The organism is Frankia sp. BMG5.60, assembly GCF_059428125.1.
Genome location: NZ_CM182091.1, coordinates 5,125,343 through 5,141,807, shown reverse-complemented (window position 1 = coordinate 5,141,807; position 16,465 = coordinate 5,125,343). Strand labels below are relative to the sequence as shown.

General features: G+C 72.3%; 15 protein-coding genes and 1 tRNA gene. 4 read left to right on the top strand and 12 right to left on the bottom strand.

The annotated features are described in order from the left end of the window. The first annotated feature begins 480 nt into the window (after positions 1–480). Positions 481–1,026, top strand: coding sequence for a hypothetical protein (locus tag AC5R91_RS21150; protein ID WP_495393064.1), 546 nt, complete (start codon positions 481–483; stop codon positions 1,024–1,026). Continuing rightward, positions 1,023–1,442, top strand: a complete 420-nt coding sequence (locus AC5R91_RS21145) for a DUF3817 domain-containing protein (RefSeq protein ID WP_495393063.1) — start codon at positions 1,023–1,025, stop codon at positions 1,440–1,442. The genes AC5R91_RS21150 and AC5R91_RS21145 overlap by 4 nt, the downstream gene beginning before the upstream one ends. Positions 1,443–1,520: 78 nt before the next feature. On the opposite strand, the gene AC5R91_RS21140 is transcribed toward AC5R91_RS21145, so the two are convergent. Together AC5R91_RS21140 and AC5R91_RS21135 are read right to left on the bottom strand one after the other, a co-directional pair. Further along, entirely contained in the window at positions 1,521–2,129 is a 609-nt protein-coding gene (locus AC5R91_RS21140) for a hypothetical protein (protein WP_495393062.1), read from the bottom strand. A 299-nt stretch (positions 2,130–2,428) separates the two neighbouring features. Continuing rightward, positions 2,429–2,662 (bottom strand): FDXHR family putative zinc-binding protein, encoded by a 234-nt coding sequence (locus AC5R91_RS21135; RefSeq protein ID WP_495398022.1) that lies wholly within the window; start codon positions 2,660–2,662, stop codon positions 2,429–2,431. A 402-nt stretch (positions 2,663–3,064) separates the two neighbouring features. Here AC5R91_RS21135 and AC5R91_RS21130 point away from each other — a divergent pair, with 402 nt between their 5' ends. After that, a complete protein-coding gene (locus tag AC5R91_RS21130) occupies positions 3,065–3,952 on the top strand; it encodes a helix-turn-helix domain-containing protein (RefSeq protein WP_495393061.1) in 888 nt (295 codons plus the stop codon). Between the two features lie 253 nt (positions 3,953–4,205). On the opposite strand, the gene AC5R91_RS21125 is transcribed toward AC5R91_RS21130, so the two are convergent. Next, positions 4,206–4,294: transfer RNA gene (locus AC5R91_RS21125), tRNA-Ser, on the bottom strand. Positions 4,295–4,374: 80 nt separating this feature from the next. Further along, positions 4,375–4,848, bottom strand: a complete 474-nt coding sequence (locus tag AC5R91_RS21120; protein ID WP_495393060.1) for a MarR family winged helix-turn-helix transcriptional regulator — start codon at positions 4,846–4,848, stop codon at positions 4,375–4,377. Positions 4,849–5,109: 261 nt separating this feature from the next. Between AC5R91_RS21120 and AC5R91_RS21115 the strand changes: the two genes are divergently transcribed. Then, positions 5,110–6,612, top strand: a complete 1,503-nt coding sequence (locus AC5R91_RS21115; protein ID WP_495393059.1) for an MFS transporter — start codon at positions 5,110–5,112, stop codon at positions 6,610–6,612. A gap of 497 nt (positions 6,613–7,109) precedes the next feature. Here the strand turns inward: AC5R91_RS21115 and AC5R91_RS21110 are convergent, their stop codons facing one another. The 8 genes from AC5R91_RS21110 to AC5R91_RS21075 form a co-directional block, all read right to left on the bottom strand. After that, positions 7,110–9,887 carry an FUSC family protein gene (locus AC5R91_RS21110; protein ID WP_495393058.1) on the bottom strand — a complete coding sequence of 926 codons (2,778 nt, stop codon included), beginning with the start codon at positions 9,885–9,887 and terminating at the stop codon, positions 7,110–7,112. 138 nt (positions 9,888–10,025) lie between these two features. Beyond that, complete coding sequence (locus AC5R91_RS21105; RefSeq protein ID WP_495393057.1) at positions 10,026–10,787, bottom strand: hypothetical protein; 762 nt, start codon at positions 10,785–10,787, stop codon at positions 10,026–10,028. Further along, positions 10,784–11,824 (bottom strand): ABC transporter ATP-binding protein, encoded by a 1,041-nt coding sequence (locus AC5R91_RS21100; RefSeq protein ID WP_495393056.1) that lies wholly within the window; start codon positions 11,822–11,824, stop codon positions 10,784–10,786. Before AC5R91_RS21100 ends, AC5R91_RS21105 begins: the two co-directional genes overlap by 4 nt. A 323-nt stretch (positions 11,825–12,147) precedes the next feature. Then, positions 12,148–12,852 (bottom strand): ANTAR domain-containing protein, encoded by a 705-nt coding sequence (locus tag AC5R91_RS21095; RefSeq protein WP_495393055.1) that lies wholly within the window; start codon positions 12,850–12,852, stop codon positions 12,148–12,150. A gap of 101 nt (positions 12,853–12,953) precedes the next feature. Then, complete coding sequence (locus AC5R91_RS21090) at positions 12,954–13,349, bottom strand: STAS domain-containing protein (protein WP_495393054.1); 396 nt, start codon at positions 13,347–13,349, stop codon at positions 12,954–12,956. A 225-nt stretch (positions 13,350–13,574) separates the two neighbouring features. Continuing rightward, a complete protein-coding gene (locus AC5R91_RS21085) occupies positions 13,575–14,036 on the bottom strand; it encodes a hypothetical protein (RefSeq protein WP_495393053.1) in 462 nt (153 codons plus the stop codon). 84 nt (positions 14,037–14,120) lie between these two features. Continuing rightward, positions 14,121–14,999, bottom strand: a complete 879-nt coding sequence (locus AC5R91_RS21080; RefSeq protein WP_495393052.1) for an LLM class F420-dependent oxidoreductase — start codon at positions 14,997–14,999, stop codon at positions 14,121–14,123. A gap of 124 nt (positions 15,000–15,123) precedes the next feature. Further along, positions 15,124–16,014, bottom strand: a complete 891-nt coding sequence (locus tag AC5R91_RS21075; protein ID WP_495393051.1) for a class II glutamine amidotransferase — start codon at positions 16,012–16,014, stop codon at positions 15,124–15,126. Positions 16,015–16,465: the final 451 nt, after the last annotated feature.

The following is a 16,465-nucleotide window of genomic DNA, read 5'->3' as shown; positions in this document are numbered from 1 at the left end:
CCGGGTCGAGGGGTCCCAACAACGTGACTAGCCCTTTTGGGTCATCCAGGGGGGATCGCGAAAAACTTTAAAAATCTTGCCCTCCGCGGCAACCAAACGACACCTCCCGGACGACTGACCATGTGAACGCCACACCGGCCCCCGCGCCAGGAGGTCCGGTCGGCGTTTCGGCCCGTTCGTCCGGCTAACCCCCCCCAGCCGACCGAACGGGCCGTCGAGCGGTACCGGGGCTGGCCGGTCAGGCCAAGGCCGGCCAGCCCCCTCGCCACCGCCGCATTCACCCGCTCCGGGCTTCCAGCACTCGGACACTCGGCGCCCCGGGCATCCAGTACTCCGGACATCCAGCGCCCCGGACATCCAGCGCCCCGGGCAATCAGCCACCGTCGCGGCCGCCGCGCCCCAGGGCCCGGCCGGGCTCCGACGCCCGGCCCGGCGAGCGGACCGTCTCCCCGCCGTTCGCCCGACCGAGTCATCGACGGTGTGAGCCTGGTCGCTGACACCTGGCCCGCGACCTACGCGGACCGGACCCGGAGAGGTAGCGTCGACAGCGTGCGCCGGCTGTTGTTTGCACCCTCGTGGATCGCGCGTCATCTCCTCGCGCTCGCTATGGTCGCGCTGTTCATCCGCATGGGGATATGGCAGCTCACCAAGGGCGAGTCGGCGCAGGGCTCGTTGCAGAACCTCTTCTACGGGGTCGAGTGGCCGATCTTCGCCGCCTTCGTCGTGTACTGGTGGTACAAGATGATCAGGGAAGAGCTGGCGCCCCAGGACGACAGCGGTCCCCAGTGGGGCGCGGGCGGGCGGATCGCACCCGAGGCGCCCTGGCGGCCCGAGCTGGACGGTCCCCGGATGTTGACCGCCGCGTCGGACTCGCCCGAGGAGGACGACGAACTCGACGCCTACAACCGCTACCTCACCTCGCTGTACGAGCGCGACGTGCTGCGCGAGGCCCTGAAGCAGATCGACCCGAAACAGATCAACTCGAAGCAGATCAACGCGAAACAGATCAACGGAGCCCGCCGATGACCCCCGCCCCCTCCCGCACCGCCGGGGGACGTTCCGCCACGCCTGCGGTGCGAGCCGCCCTGCTGCGGTACCGCGTGATCGCCTACGTCGTCGGCGTCGGTCTGATCCTGCTGGTCTGCGTCGGCGTGCCGTTGAAGTACGCCGGCGGCAACGACACCGTCGTCGCGGCGATCGGCCCGATCCACGGCGTGCTGTACATGGTGTACCTGGCCTGCGCATACGACCTGGCAAACCGTTGCCGGCTGCCGCTGCGGCAAACAATCCTGATCATGCTCGCGGGCACGATCCCGTTCCTGTCGTTCGTCGCCGAGCGCCGGGTCAGCGCCCTGATCCGCCGCGAGCACCTCGCGGCACCGGCCAGCACCAGGGCCGCCCGCCCCGCCGCCGGCGAGACGGCTGAGGCCCCCGCCCGCTGACCAGACCGACCAGGCCCGCCCCCTCTCCCCGCGGCCAGGGCCGGAGCGGCTCCCGGCGTTCCAGGCGGCCGGTGACCGTCACGGGCAGCCGGCCGGGGCCAGTCCCGGAGCCGCCGCCGTACCGGTGCGCTGGCGGACCGCGGCGAGCGCGGGGCGGTGCCGGGCGGGGGGCACGGTAATCGTGACGATCTCGCCCGAACCCAGCCGTCGCAGCCGGGCCGGGCGGGAAGGCCCGCCAGCGCCGACGGACAGCACCTGTTCGGTCTCGGTGCCGAAGGCGAACAACCGTCCGTCCGACCAGGTGACCAGCTCGGTGCGAGCGCCCGACGGCCGGGCGAGGACCAGGCGGGCCCGCGCCGGTTCCCAGACGACGGCAACCGTGCCCGCGGGGCTCAGCAGGGCCCACCGACCGCCGCTGCGGTAGGCGGCGGCTGACGCCCGCGCCGAGCGGCGGGCGCCCGCGCTCCGCGGCGAGAGGTCGGCGATCACCACGAGCCCGGCGTCGTCGACGGCGATCGGCGGAGTCGGGTCCGCGTCCGGATCCGCCGCGCTCACCGCCCCGAACGCCCCGTCGGTGTGCACCCCGCGCGCTGCCGGCAGCCCGGCGGCGGAGGAGGCCAGCATCGTGGTGAGCACCGCCCGCCGCACGTCGACCCCGTCCAACCGGACCAGCCCGCAGACCGTCATCGGCTCCTCCATCCTCCGCCCCGCCCGACCGCCCCGCCTGGACCGCCCCGTCCGGGGCACACGGCACGCGCGCGACCGCGGCGGCCGCCGCCCTGACGGGCTCGCGCGCCACGACCGGGCGCACGCGACGCCGCGGGCGGGCACGGGTGCTTCAGCGCCGGAACGTAGCAGTTCCGTGACCGCACCACCGACCCGTTGACCGCAATCGCAGACGGAGTCGGGAAACAAGCGGCCGACGGAGTTTCGGCCGATGGGCGGGAAACTCCGGACCGGTCCGACGTCGGCGCCAATGGCGCCGGTCAGGCGGCTCCGACGCCGGACTGTTCGGGTTCCCGCTTCACCCGCCGGGCGGCGATGACCGGATGGGCCGGGCATTCGACCAGGTGGTCGTCGAAGCCCTGCACGCTCGGCCAGGACTGATGACACGAACCGCAATGGGTCGTGGCCGGATCGGTCCACCGCGTGTCGCAGCCGGCACAACTGGCCGTAACCGCGATATGCGCGCCGGCCTCGGGCTGCCGGCGGCGGGGCACCTGGATCGGCAGTGTCGGTTGCCGGCCGGGCTGATCCGGATCGGAGTGAAGGGTCACGGAAATCGCGCGGGGACGCCGGGGCGAGGAGACGGCGGCCGGGATCGCGCGAGGGGATGTCGACCGACGGGGAGGCACCCGGCCATCCTGTCGCAGACCTGCACAAGCGTCACGCAACCGGCCGTCGAGTCTTCAGGGTGTTTGTCCAGTGCCAACGCTCCGGAGACGGTCAGGTCGGGGCGATCCCACCTACTCCGGGCATCTCGCGCAACCTTTCGGGCCGCTCAGGGCAGACGCCCGTGGCGGACATCATCGAACACGGAAATCACAATGCAGGGACACTTGGCCATGTCGTGGCGAACGACGGCACGACCGGTCCCGGTCAGACTGGCTACGGTTGCACGCATGACGACCTCCTCGGCGGGACCCGGCCCGGCCGACCCGGCGCCCGGGGGTGCCCGGATGGGCGTGGGCGCGCTGCTGCGGCAGTGGCGGGAACGACGCAGAGTCAGTCAACTTGAACTAGCACTTCGGGCGGATAGCTCCGCCCGGCACATCAGTTTCGTGGAGACCGGCCGGGCCACGCCGAGCCGAGCGATGGTGCTGCGACTCGCCGAACATCTCGACGTCCCGGTACGGGACCGCAACGCACTGCTGATCGCCGCCGGCTATGCTCCGGCCTACCCCGAGACGCCGCTGCACGACCCGGCGATGACGGCCGTGCGCGCCGGGTTGGAGCAGTTGCTCACCGCCTATGAGCCGAACCCGGCGCTGGTGCTCGACGGGCACTACGACGTTGCACTGACCAACCGCGCGGCGCTGGTTCTGCTCACCGGCGTGCCGGCGGACCTGCTGCGCCCACCGCTGAACGCGATGCGCCTCACCTTGCATCCGCGCGGGCTCGCGCCGCGGATCGTGAATCTGGCGGAATGGCGGTCGCACCTGCTGGAGACAATGCGGCGGAACATGATTCTGCGTGGTTCGTCGGTGCTGCGCGCACTCCACGACGAGGTGGCCGCCTATCCCGTTCCCGACCGCCCGGCCTCAGACGATCCGGGTGCGGACACAGGCATCGGATCGGCGAATCCCGCGGCGCCGGCCGACGGAGCGCCCCCGGCGCTCGCGCTGCCGATGCGGATCGTCGTCGAAGGGCACCTGCTCACGCTCATCTCCACGGTGACGACATTCAACACCCCGATGGACGTGACCGTCTCCGAGCTGGCGGTCGAGACGTTCCTGCCCGCCGACCCGGAGACAGCCAAAGCCCTCGTGGCCCTTACCGAGGGGCGGTGAACCGGCCGGCGATCGAACCGGCCGGCGATCGAACCGGTCGGCGACACCAACTCCCCAGCCGAACCGCACCACGTCGTGGTGGCCGTCAAGGCCAGCATCCGAACCGGCGCCCCACCGTCGCCTCACGATCGGGACGCAGGAGGGACTCAGCCAGTCGGATCTGGCCGGAGTCAGCCGGAGTGATGGTTGATCGTCCTGGGATGGCCGATACCGGCTCTGGCCTGCGGATCTGGTGTGGAATTCACGTGGTGGGCGGAGGGCGTGGGATTCGAACCCACGATGAGGATCACTCCCCATAGCGGTTTTCAAGACCGCCGCCATCGGCCTCTAGGCGAGCCCTCCCACCTGGCGTTACGGCAGACAAGCGAGCTCATCCTACAAGATCCGATCATCGCCCGGTCGCCGCCGCGACGCGGGGGCGGCTACCGGTCGGAGACGCGGGTGGGACGGGGCCAGGGATAGCCGTTCTCACGCTCGCAGGTGACGTTGAAGCGGCCCAGCAGGTCGGCGAAGCATCGCCGGTCCTCGACGGACCAGTTCTCGAGGACCTGACCCAGCCCCCGCAGGACCACGTCGCGGTCGGCATGCAGGCGCTGCAACCCCTGCGGCGTGACCGCCAGCTTGCGGGCCATCCCACCGTCGGGATCGGGGATCCGCTCGACGAGGTCGGCATGAACCATCGCCGCGGCCTGCCGGTTGACGGTGGAGACGTCGAGGGCGAAGGCATCGGCGAGCTGCCCGATGGTCATCGGCCCCTCCGCCTCGATCCGGCTCAACAGTAAGTACGCCGAGCGGTCGAGGGTTCGGCCGTGTTGCTTGTGGGTGGACGTGGGCAGGATGTGATGGCGGGCGAGCAGCAACAGCTCCCGCTCGATCTCCTGCAGGTCCTCGAGCACGCTCGCCTCCGCCGCGCATCCGGGCACCTATGCCCTCGTCTGACCGTGACCTTTATCCCAGACTATGCGCAGCTCCGGTGTCTGTGCACGGCACACATAGCATGTATGGTGCACATCAGCGATCGTCCGTGGCTACCGAAACGATCTCGCAAACCCTCTTGCAAGCGACATGGTCGTGCCGCACCCGCAGCCGCTCGCGGTCCGCGCGCAGACGGTCACCTTCCGTCGGTGCTCCTCACCGTCATCCACCCGGAGGCTCCCATGGCACAGGCGTCCGCCGACCCGACCAGTCGGCAGGAGGGCGCGCCCGCGCCCGCGCTGATGATCGGGGCCCTGGCCACAGCCGGGGTCGTGGTCTCGGTCATGCACACCCTCGTGGTGCCGCTCATCTCGGACCTTCCCGAGCTGCTGCACTCATCCGCCTCGAACACGGCCTGGGTGGTGACCGCGACCCTGCTCGGCGCCGCGGTCTCGACGCCGATCGTGGGCCGCCTCGGCGACATGTACGGCAAGAAGCGGATGATGATGGTCAGCCTCGTGGTGCTGATCATCGGCTCGGTCGTCTGCGCGCTGAGCACCGCTCTGCTGCCGATGGTCGCCGGGCGCGCGCTGCAGGGTCTGGCCACGGGTCTGATCCCGCTGGGGATCAGTGTGATGCGCGACGAACTCCCGCCCGAGAAGCTCGGTTCGGCGCTCGGGCTGATGAGCTCCTCGCTGGGCATCGGCGGCGCCCTCGGCGTCCCGCTGTCGGCGATCATCGCCCAGCAGGTGAACTGGCACGTGCTGTTCTGGGGAGCGGCCGGGCTCGCCGTGCTGGTGCTGCTGGTCATCTGGAAGGTGATCCCCGAGTCGCCGGTGGGCGACAAGACCCACGGCCGCTTCGACTTCGTCGGCGCCTTCGGGATGTCCGCCGGCGTGCTGTGCCTGCTGCTGGTCATCTCCAAGGGCAGCGACTGGGGCTGGACCAAGAGCACCACGCTGGGGCTCGGCTTCGCGGCCGTCGTGATCCTGCTCGCCTGGGGCTTCTGGGAGCTGCGCACCCCGAGCCCGCTGGTCGACCTGCGGATCAGCGCCCGCCGTCAGGTTCTGATGACCAACCTGACCTCGGTCATCATCGGATTCGCGATGTACGGCATGTCCCTGATCATCCCGCAGCTCCTGCAGGCCCCCAAGGGCACGGGCTACGGATTCGGCCAGTCGATGATCGTCGCCGGCCTGTGCTTCGCGCCGTTCGGCCTCGTGATGATGCTGGCCTCCCCGGTCACCGCCCGGCTCTCCGCGGCCTTCGGATCCAAGGTCACCCTGATGCTGGGCGCGGGGACGATCGCGATCGGCTACGGGCTGGGTCTGGTGCTCATGAGCGAGGTCTGGGAGATCATCTTCCTGGCCTGCATCATCGGCCTCGGGGTTGCCCTGGCCTACGCGTCGATGCCCGCCCTGATCATGGCCGCGGTGCCGCCGACCGAGACCGCCGCCGCCAACGGCCTGAACACCCTGATGCGCTCGCTCGGCACCTCGTCCTCCGCCGCGGTCGTCGGCGTGGTCCTCGCACACATGACAACGACCTTCGAAGGCGTCGCGCTGCCGTCCGAGGGCGGCTTCCGGCTCGCGTTCGTCCTCGGCGCGGGGTCGGCCCTGCTCGCGCTGCTGCTGGCCACCTTCATCCCCGGCCGGCGGGCGAGCGCCGCGGTCACCGTCCCCGCCCAGCGGGAGACCAGGACCACGGTCGCCGATGCGGAGACGGTGGACGCGGTCCAGGCCTGAGCCAGCTCCCGATCCGCCGGACGCGCGGGCGCCCACGGTGTGGGGGCCCGCGCGTCCGGGCATCCCGCCAGGGTGAGCAGACACCCCCGCCAGGACGCCGATCGCGCCCACGGCCGGTCGGGCGACCGCGGCGAGAGCCGTACCGCCGGCCGGGACCGCGATCCCGGGCGCGCGGACGGCCGCCGCAGCCACCTGGATGGGCAGCGCGGGCCCGGCGATCGGCTGGACCGCACCCGGCCGGACCTCGACGACGCCACCGCCGAGGCGGTCGGCCGCCTCAGCGAGGCACTGGAATGGGTGGAACGCGCCCGCGGCGCCCTGTATGAGTTCCACCAGCTCTCCGGACGAGCGGACCTCACCCTGACAGCGGCGATCACCGGACTGGAGGACGCCGGGCACGCCCGGATCGCCGGGTTCGTCCGCGGCGAGCTGTACGGGCGCAACGTGCTCGACGGACGCTGGACCTTCCAGATCGTCGAGGAGTACGACGAGCTGTACTACCGCCCCTTCGTCGACGTGGACGAGGAGGTTCGGCGGCGGCTCACCGACGGGATGCGCCACGTCCACGAGGCCCGGATGAAGTCGCGGGAACGCGCCCGGGCCGGCCGCGACCTGTGGGGCCCCGGCGCCTGATCGGCGCCACCCCCGCCGGCGACCAGGGTGCCGACCGCCCCGGCGAGCCGACCCCGCAGGTCCTGAAGCACGGCGAGATGCTCCGCGCGCTCGACGATGTCGAGTGCGGCCACCGCCGTTGCCCGGTCGCCCGTGGCGAGCGCCGCCCGGACCCGGACGAGGGCACAGCCCCGCACCGCGTCGACCGGCGGCGTCGAGGAGACCGGCGCGGGTGGCGGCGGCTCGGCCCGATCGGCCAGGGCGTCAGCCAGACGCAGATGCCATCGCCGCAGCTCGTCGACGCTCGCGAGGAGCCGCGGACGGCAGCGGAGCAGCCCCGCCCAGGCGCCGGCCCGGCCCCCGACCGGCGAGCCGGCTCCGACGATCTCGGCCCGCAGCGGGTGGGGGCCGGTCAGCCGCAGGGCCTGCGCGGTGCGCCGGATCCGCAGGGCACCAGCGGCGACCAGCATGAGCGCGTCGACGTCGAGCTGGCCGGCGGGCCGCTCGGACAGGTACTGGCGGATCGCGTCGTCCAGCAGCCGGCCGGCGCGCACGGCCGTGCGCGCCAACCGGGCGATCTCCCGCGCGCTGGCCGGCTCCGGAGCGGCACAGGGCGGCTCCGCGGCGACCCGGACGAGGAACTCGGCGGCGGCCCGGTACGCGGTGGCGGCCCGCTCGCGCACCAGCCGGGTCGTGGCCCCCGTCGGCCACAGCAACGCACCGACGACGACGCTGATCGCAAAGCCGAGGACCACGTCCTCGATGCGGACGAGACCGACCCGCCAGCCGGCCGGCTCGACGATGTTGAACAGCAGCACGACGGCGACGGTGAACCCGGCCTGGCCGACGGCGAACGCGTTCGCCTTGCGGGCGTACCCGGCGATCAGGACCGCGACCGGCAGCAGCGCCCACAGGACCGGCCTCGCCGTGCCGGCCCCGACGACGGCGACCCCGCCGACGGCGATCCCCGCCGCCGTGCCGACCAACGCGCGCGCGACGGTGATCCCGGTCGCCAGCGCGTTCGACCGCAGCACCGACAGGGTGCCGAGCACCACCCAGAACCCGTGCTGCAACCCCGTCACGCGGGTCACCGCCACGGCGAGCGTGAGGCCGGCGGCGCCGCGCACGCTGTTGCGGAACCAGATCGCCCGGACGTCGGCGTATCCGGCGACGAGCTCGCGGGTCAGACGCAGGCGGGCCCGGACCCGCTGCCATCGCCCCGCGCCCGGCATCGGCCGCCACAGCCGACGCTCCCCCGTCGCCACCAGTGTGTGCACCGCGAGCTGCCGGGTGCCCAGGGCCAACTGCCGCAGCCGGAACGCCTCGGCCGCCGTGGCATCCGGTCCGACCGGTCCGGTCGGTCCGGTCGGACCGGTCGGGTCAGTCGGGTCAGTCGGGTCGGTGGGCTGCCCGGCGGGCCGGCCGATCGCGTCGAGCAGCGCCTGTCCGATGCCCCGGGCGGCCCGGTCGAGTCGCTCCACCCCAAGCCCGCCGCCGCGGCGCCCGTCCCCGGCCGCGTGGCCCGCTCGCGCCGGGCGGGACGTCCCGTCGCGCGGGGCGAACCGGTCGAGCCGGTCGGCGATGCCGTGCAGGGTGTCGACGGCGGCCGCCAGGAGTTCGGCGGCCGGCCCGGGGAAGCAGTGCCGGCGCATCCGGTCCCCAGCGGGGACGGCCAGCGCGAAGGGGACTATCCAGTTCAGGTCGGCGACGGCGTGGCCGAGAGCGGCCGCGGATCCGCCCGCCCCGGTCGGGCGGTACGACGTTGCGGCGAAGCGCCGGCGGACCTCCGCCACCGCCGAGCGCACCACGACGCCCATCGCCGCCGATCCTCCCGCCGCCCCCGCCCACTCGGCCCACTCGGACCCCCCGGCCCACTCCGGCCCCCCGTCCCACTCGGACCCCCTGGACGCCTCCGACGCCCCGGACCCCTTGGCCGTCTCCGACCCCGCGGCCGTGACGCCGGCCGGGCGGCCGGCGACGCAGTCGGCCAGGGCCCGGCAGGCTGCAGCCAGGGCCCGGCGGACCTCATCCGGCGGCCGTGCCGGCCACAGCACCACCAGCGAGAGCAGGGCGGCGACTGCGCCCAGACCCCAGCCGGCGAGCCGCTCCGGCACGGCGGACAGACCCGCCGGACTCGTCACCGGCAGCACGAAGGACAGCAGCAGGGCCGGGGCCGCCACCGCCAGGTACACGTTGATCACCCCGGCGAACAGGACGGCGAAGGCCACCGCCGCCATCCCCCCGCACGCCGCCCACGATGAACGGGAACACAGCGTGCCCAGGGTGATCAACGGCAGCCCGGCCACGGCCAGTCCGGCGTAGGCGGCGACGCGCACCCGTGCCGGACCGCCGAAGTCGACGAAGACGAGCAGGGCGAAGACCGCGAACCAGGCGAACAGGCTCAGCAGGATCCGGTCGAACAGGTAGTAGCCGGCGGCCAGCACGGCGGGCGCGACGACGGCGGCCCGCAGTGCGCTACGCAGCAGAAACGGATCGATACCGGCGAGGGCGACCCGGCGCCGGCCGAGCCGCGACAGCTCGGAACATCCGAACCGCCCGAAACGCGCGCGACGCCCGGGCAGCATCGGACCGCCGGCCGGTCCGATGCTGCCCGGCGGCCCGACACGCCCGGGCACAGGCGCGATCCCGACCCCCTCCACCACCCGTCAGCAACGGCACCCGCCAGCAGCGTCACTCCATGTCAACGAGTGCAGACGTGAGGTGGTGAAGCTATCTCTCGACGCACGCCGCTGTCTCCTCTGCCGGCGGCCCGTCGAACCACTCGGCGTCAGTCGCAGGCGTCAGGCGTCCCGGCGCTTGGCCAGGATCAGGCCGATCGCGAACAGGCCCACGCACACCGCGGCGTAGTACACCAGCGAACCCCAGGGCCCGAACGGCATCCCCTCGATCGCGGGCGGCCCGTCGTCGGTCTCGGGCTGGCCGGCGACGATGAAGTTGTTGCCGACGGTGTACGGCAGCCAGTGCTGGATGTGATCGCCGATCCGGGGGATCGCCGGTAGCAGGTTCTCCAGCAGGAGCAGGTAGATGAGTTCGATGACGACGGCGCCGGCGGACTGCCGGACGATCAGCCCGACGGCGAGGGCCAGCACGGCGGACAGCAGATAGATCAGCCCGACACCGAACACGTTGCGGTACTCCTGCGCCGTGTCGATTCCCAGCGGCGCGTCCGGCTGGATCAGCTTGGCGATGCCCCAGGAGCCGACTGCGGTGATCTCCCCGACGATCCCCGCCAGCAGAGCGACGACCACGGCCTTGGCGACCAGCGCCGGGGTGCGGGTGGGGACGGCGAGGAAGGTCGACCGGATCGTGCTGAACCGGTATTCGGTGGTGACCGCGAGCGTGGCCATCACCATCATCACCACGAGTCCGAAACTGAAGGCGAACTGGGTGACGCTCGGGGTGAAGGTGGGCAGGTCGGCGGGCTTGGTGGTGGCCGCGAAGATGGAGGTCAGCCCTACCGTGAGGGCGGTCGCCAGGATCATGCACCACCACGGCGAGCGGGTGGAGAACAGCTTGATGCGTTCGACGGTGAGCAGAGTCATCGCGCGTCGCCTCCCCGCGTCGCGTCCACGGCCTCGGTCTCCCGCGGCAGCGGCCCGGTGGGCTGTGCCGGGGCGGCGGGTGTCCCGGCGGGCGGCGAGCCGTTCGGCGTCCCCGCGAGTGCACCGGCGTGGTACTCGACCTCACCCCCGGTGAGCTGGATGAACGCCTGCTCCAGCGAGCCACGCTGGGCGGCCAGCTCGTGCAGCACCAAGCCGACCCGGCCGACCAGCTCGCCGACCTGTTCGGTGCTGCTGTTCGACACGAGCAGCGCCGCCGGTCCGTCGTCGCCGGCCGGCACGTCGCGGACCGCGAGCCCCTGGCCGGTGAGCACCCCGTGCAGCCGGTCCATCTCGGGGCTGCGGACCCGGACCGTCGACTCGGACGCCATGTCGATGAAGGCCCGGGTGCTGGTCTGCGCGATGAGCCGCCCGCGCCCGATGACGACGAGTTCCTGGGCGGTCAGCGCCATCTCGGAGAGCAGATGGCTGGAGACGAAGACCGTCCGGCCCTCGTCCGCGAGCCGGTGCATGAACCGACGGATCCAGAGGATCCCTTCCGGGTCCAGGCCGTTGACGGGCTCGTCGAACAGCAGCACGCCCGGATCGCCGAGCAGCGCGGTCGCGATACCGAGCCGCTGCGCCATGCCGAGCGAGAAGCCGCCGGCGCGCTTGCCCGCCACGCCGGTCAGCCCGACGATCTCCAGCACCTCGTCGACCCGCTTCGCCGGGATTCGGTTGGACGCCGCCATCCAACGCAGGTGAGAACGCGCGGACCGGTTGGGGTGCACCCATTTCGCCTCGAGCAGCGCGCCCACCTGGCGCAGCGGCTGCTTCAGCTCGCTGTACCGCCGGCCGTCGATGCGGACCGTGCCCGCGCTCGGGTTGTCGAGCCCCAGGATCATGCGCATCGTGGTGGACTTCCCAGCGCCGTTGGGCCCCAGGAATCCGGTCACCTTGCCGGGCTGCACCGTGAAGGACAGGTCGTTGACGGCGACCGTGCGTCCATACCGCTTGGTGAGCCCCTGTGCCTCGATCATTCGCCCCCTTTCGTCAGTGGTTGTCCCAGGTACGGGTCGTTCCAGGTACGGGTCTTGCGGGTACGGGGATAGCCGGCCCCACGAAACGCCGACAGGCCGGCGCGCCGGCAACCCGGGGCATCGCCCGGTGGGCATCATCGTCGTGGAGCCGCCACGGTCAGGCCAGGCGTCGCCGCCGGCCAACCGTGTCGTCCTGCCGACAGTGAACAGGGGCGGCAGGGGCGACGACCATCGGGCCAGCACCCATATCCGACCGGGGGCGCGCCGGTCGGAGGACGAGCCGGTCTGGGGAGGAGCCGGTCCGAGGACGGGCCGGTCGGGGGTCAGAGCACCCGTCGCCGGGCGAGGATCTCCCCGGCCAGCTCGGAGACCCGTCGGCGCTCGTTGCGTGCGGTCCGCCGCAGGGTCTCGAAGGCCGAGATCGGGTCCGTCTTCATCGTCGCCATGAGATATCCGACGGCGCGCTCGATGGGAACCCGGTATTCCAGGGCGTACTGAAGCTGACGAGCGAGTTTGTCATTGCGGTCGGCGATGAGCCCGGCGAGCAGCAGATTCTCGAGAACCGCACCAAAATGAACCATCGCGTCGCGTTCGCTGTCGGTCCAGACTCGCGGGGAGTCGGCGGCGACGTTGAGGGTGCCGATCGGGCCGCCGCCGAGGCGCACCGGGACGCCGAGGACCGCGCGGATCCCGCCGTCCAGCAGGGCGGGGGTGACCCGCGGCCACCGGGTGTCCGTGGCCAGATCCTCGGACGCGACGATCTCGTCGATGATGAAGGACTCGACGCAGGGGCCCTCGCCGAACTCCTCCTGGACGCGTTCGAGTAGCGCCCCGCTGCTGTCGGACGCGGCGATGCTGCGCAGGGCCCGGTCCGCGTCGACCACCAGGACGCCCGCGCCGGTCAGGTCGAAGATCTCGGTGACCGCGTGCACGACCTCGCTGACCAGCCTGGCGAGCTCGACCTGGCTCGGCACGAGGTGGTGTAGCCGGGCCAGGCTGGCGTCCAGCAGCAGCTTGTCGATCTCCATCGTGGTTCCCCCGTACCTCCAGCGCGACCCCGACCCCGACGCCGACACCAACCGCGACCGCGACAGCCCGGCCGTCCCATCCTGCCGGATCATCCTGGGGGTTATCCCGCAGTTGCCGCAGACGTGGCGGTGGTCGGCTCGGAGCCGGTCACTGCTTGCCATGCAGCATCTACCGTACGGAATCGTGGCACGCCCTGGGGCGTGAGGACGGTCGCCATCCGGTCCACGATCGGCGAGCACCCGGCGACCGCGACCCGCACCCCTCGCTCCCGGCCCGCCCGCCAGAGCAGATGCAGCGCCGTGAATCCACGGACGTCGACGAACACACCGGTCAGATCGACGACGAGCACGCTCGCGCACTCGTCCAGGCACGCCCACAGCAGCGCCCGGGCCATCGGCTCGGCAGCGGCGTCGAGGTCGCCCTCGAACGCGACCGCGACACCGCCCGGACGGTGCCCCACCGTGGCGACGAGCCGGGCCGGCCCGGCGAGGCTCACCCGGACCCCACCGGCCGGCGAGGCCCGGTGGGCGGTCCGCCCGCACTCCGGCCGAACCCCCGGGCCGGACGACCACGCAGCGGGCTTGGCTTCGGGCGCCGGCTCCCCTCCGGTCCCGACGATTACGGCCTCGAACACGACGGACCCCGGCACCGTGGACCGGGCGGCGGCGCGGCCGGTCGGGTCCGGGGACCTCACAGCGCACGACGCGGGATGCGGTGCCGCTCAGCCATCGCCCGCCTCGCCGCGAGACCCGTCCGCGGCCGGCTCACCGGCGTGTCGATGTGCCGCGCCCGGCGCGCCGCCGCGTTCGTCCGCCGCGTCGGGCGTGTCGGGTTCCGTCGAGCGGTGCGACGAGCGACGGCGGCGCACCCCGACATCGACCTGGCGGCGGACGGTCCCGTCGATCGCAGCCGACCGCTCGGCCGCGATCGACGAGTTGATCATTCCGAGCAGGCGGTTCTGCTCGTCGGTGGGGATCCCGGACATCAGGCTGGCGACCAGCTCAGACCCGGTGTCCACCGCGCCCGCCGCCGATGCGGCGTCCGCGGCCGCGATCAGCGATGGCGCCGGTTCGCCCTCGCGGGCGGCAGGGACAGCGGCGACGTCGTCATGCTCGGAGACGCGCTGGTCGGACTCGCGTTCATCGGCGTCCGGAGACGGGGCGCCTGAAGCATCTGCGGGCATGCGTCACTCTCCGTGACTCGGCCGCAGACACAGGGCAGGCGAATGGATCGGTTGTCGAGAGACTACCGCATGGGGTTCCCCCGGTCAGGGTGACGCGAGGGTGTTGATCGCGCCGGCGAGCCGTCCCCACTGTGCGAGCGGGAGCTGAGCGGGCGTCGGGGTCAGGACCTGCACGGCGACGTGGTCCGCGCCCGCCTGGTGGTGTTCGGCGATCCGGGCGAGGACGGTGTCCAGATCACCCCAGGCGACCAGGGCGTCGACGAGCCGATCGGAACCGGATCCGGCCAGGTCCGCGTCGGTGAAGCCGAGCCGGCGCAGGTTGTTGGCGTAGTTCGGCAGCCCGAGGTAGAAGGCGATGCCCTGGCGGGCCACCGCGCGGGCGCTGTCGGGGTCGCTGTCGAGCACGACCTTCTGCTCGGGGGCGAGCAGCGCGTCCGGCCCCATGATCTCCCGCGCCCGCCGGGTGTGCTCGGGCGTGGCCAGGTACGGCAGCGCACCCGCGCTGCGTCGGGCCGCGATCTCCAGCATCCGCGGTCCGAGCGCCGCCAGCGCCTGGTCGGATCGGGGTACCCCGAGCTCGTCCAGCGTGTCGAGATAGTCGAGAAGGACCTTGACCGGCCGCTCCCAGCGGCGGCCGGTCAGCTTCTCCACCGGACCTCGGTGCCCGACGCCGAATCCGAGCAGCAGCCGGTCGGGATGAGCCTTGGCGAGCATCGCGTAGTGATCGGCGACGATGTCCGCCTTCTCGGTCCAGATATTCAGGATGCTCGTGCCGACCACGAGCCCATCGGTGCCATCCAGGATGGCGGCGGGGAGCTCCAGGTCCCCGCTGGCGGCACCGATCCACAACGTCGGGATACCCATCGCCGCCACCTCGGCGGCGACCTCCGCCCGCGACCGGACGTCCGTCGGCCACTGCCGCTGGGCTGCCCACAGCCCGATCCTGCCGACTTCAAGTACCACGACGAGCCCCTTCCGCCCAGGGAACTGCGACTGTCCGCATCATTGCCCCTGCAGCATTGCTACCCCGTGCGCACGCCCCCTATGTCCGCAGGTTTCGCCGAACCTTGCGGGGACGCCGGCCGGGTCAGGCGGACGCCGGCAGATCGGGGACCGAGGTGGTCTGCGACACGGCGGCCTCGGGCCGCAGGTCCTCCAGGGAAAGCTGATGGACGGGCGGACCGTCGAGCACGATCCGCGAGGTCACGGTGAGATCGGCCGCGACATGGAGCAACTCGCCGCTGGCCATCAGCCGCCAGCGCGGATCCTCGTCCATCCGCTCGCTCTCGACCACCACCGCCGGCTCGTCGAGCAGGTCGAGGGAACGGACCCGGATCTCACTGAAGGGGCTGGCGTGGTCGAGATGGCGGCCGTTGCGCCCGCCGGCGGAGCGCTGCAGCACGTACAGGCCATTGGTGTCCGGATAGCGCAGCGCCCACAGCTCCCCGGCGGTGATGAGAATCATGTTGATCGAGTAGAGGGGAAGATTCTGCGCCGCCCAGCGCGCCGCCGCGGCGATGCCCTCGCCGACGTCGCCGTCGTGGGCGTCGATCTCCCGGGTGACCAGCGCGAAGAATCGCTCGGAGTCGGTATCGCCAAGCACCGGCAGCCCGGCGGTGCCGAGTTCCGCGTCCAGCTTGCCCAGGCCCTCGATAACCCCGTTGTGGGCGAAGATCCGATCGTCGCGGACGAACGGGTGCGTGTTGGCGTCGCTGGCCCGGCCGGTGGAGGCGTGCCGTACGTGCGCGACGAAGGTCGACGAGGTGACGTCCTGCGCCTCCCGGGCGAACGCCGTGTCCGCACGGCTGCGGATCGCCTGCCTCACCACCTGCGGGACGCCGTCCGCGTCGAAGGCGCCGAGGCCGGCGCCGTCCGGCGTCCGCAGGATGGCCGCGCGTGGGCTGTCGGGCGCGTCCAGCAGCCAGAACGTGGCCTTGATCCGCTTCGGGCCACTACTCATCGCGAACAGGTGGCACATCGACGCCCTCCCTCACAGTCTCGACGGCCCCGGTCCGCCCGGGGCCCAGCTCACCGAGGCACGCGGATCCGCCGGGCCGGCGTGGGGATGGCCGTCGGCGGCGCGAAAAGGGCAACGCTACCTCCGGCCCGAGGCGCTGACGATCCGCTCGACGCCCCGGACCCGCGACCGGCGACACGTTCGGTGCAGTTCTCGCGGATGTTCTGTTCCCCGCACCGATCCGGTCACTCCCGGCGCATGCGGCGCGTCCCACGCCGGAGTCCGATGACCTGGATGTCGTATCGGAGTTGCACGGACGGACGTATCGTTGTTTCGTTCCGTTTCGTCACTCCTACGCAACGACGGATGTAGCCGGATGGTGCCGGCACACCGCGGACCGCAAGCCCCTCAGGACCACGTCGGCCAACCCCCTGTCACCCGCCACGCCCACGACGCCCGCCGCGGGCACCCG